The organism is Burkholderia semiarida, from assembly GCF_029268935.1.
GTDB classification, from domain to species: Bacteria; Pseudomonadota; Gammaproteobacteria; order Burkholderiales; family Burkholderiaceae; genus Burkholderia; species Burkholderia semiarida.
The window spans coordinates 144163-145475 of sequence record NZ_JAHLCL010000003.1 but is presented as its reverse complement, the minus strand read 5'-3'; the positions used below and the strand labels follow the sequence as shown (position 1 = coordinate 145475).

The 1313-nt window shown below is 66.6% G+C and carries 1 pseudogene; it reads left to right on the top strand.

From position 1 onward, the window contains the following. Positions 1 to 1313, top strand: a pseudogene (locus KPB06_RS04415) (FAD-linked oxidase C-terminal domain-containing protein); the annotation flags it as partial.

Sequence of the window (1313 nt, the reverse complement as noted above, 5' to 3'; positions counted from 1 at the left end):
GCGCGTGCGCGCGCGCTGGGAATTCGTGCGCGACCGGCTCGACCAGCCGCTGCGCGAGGCGCAGCACTACCTGGTGCAGCTCGGCTACGAGGCGCTCGCGGAGAAGTTCGCCGACCGCGCGGACGAGCAGCCGGGCGCGACCGTGTTCCACGTCACGCAGGACCGCACGGTGCGCATCTCGTGGAAGCAGGAGATCCGCGCGGAACTGCGCGCGATCTTCAACGGCGGCGCGTTCAAGCCGATCCTCGACGAAGCGCAGGCGATCCACAAGCGCGTGCTGCGCGCGCGCGTGTTCGTCGCGCTGCACATGCACGCGGGCGACGGCAACGTGCACACGAACATCCCGGTCAACTCCGACAACTACGAGATGCTGCAGGACGCGCACGCGGCCGTCGCGCGGATCATGACGCTCGCGCGCTCGCTCGACGGCGTGATTTCCGGACTCCGACAACTACGAGATGCTGCAGGACGCGCACGCGGCCGTCGCGCGGATCATGACGCTCGCGCGCTCGCTCGACGGCGTGATTTCCGGGGAACACGGGATCGGCATCACGAAGCTCGAGTTCCTGACCGAGGACGAGATCGCCGAATTCCGCGCGTACAAGCAGCGCGTGGACCCGAACGGCCGCTTCAACAAGGGCAAGCTGCTCGAGGGCGCCGATCTGCGCAATGCGTACACGCCGAGCTTCGGGCTGATGGGCTGTGGACCCGAACGGCCGCTTCAACAAGGGCAAGCTGCTCGAGGGCGCCGATCTGCGCAATGCGTACACGCCGAGCTTCGGGCTGATGGGCTACGAGTCGCTGATCATGCAGCAGTCCGACATCGGCGCGATCGCCGATTCGGTGAAGGACTGCCTGCGCTGCGGCAAGTGCAAGCCGGTGTGCGCGACGCACGTGCCGCGCGCGAACCTGCTGTACAGCCCGCGCAACAAGATCCTCGCGACGTCGCTGCTGGTCGAGGCGTTCCTGTACGAGGAGCAGACGCGCCGCGGCGTGTCGATCAAGCACTGGGACGAGTTCAACGACGTGGCCGACCACTGCACGGTGTGCCACAAGTGCGCGACGCCGTGCCCGGTGAAGATCGACTTCGGCGACGTGACGATGAACATGCGCAACCTGTTGCGCAAGATGGGCAAGAAGAAGTTCAACGCGGGCAACGCGGCGGGCATGTTCTTCCTGAACGCGACCAATCCGCAGACGATCAACGTCGCGCGCGGCGTGATGATGGGGGTGGGCTACAAGGTGCAGCGCTTCGCGAACGACATGCTCAAGAAGGTCGTGACGAAGCAGACGCAGCACCCGCCGGCGACGAC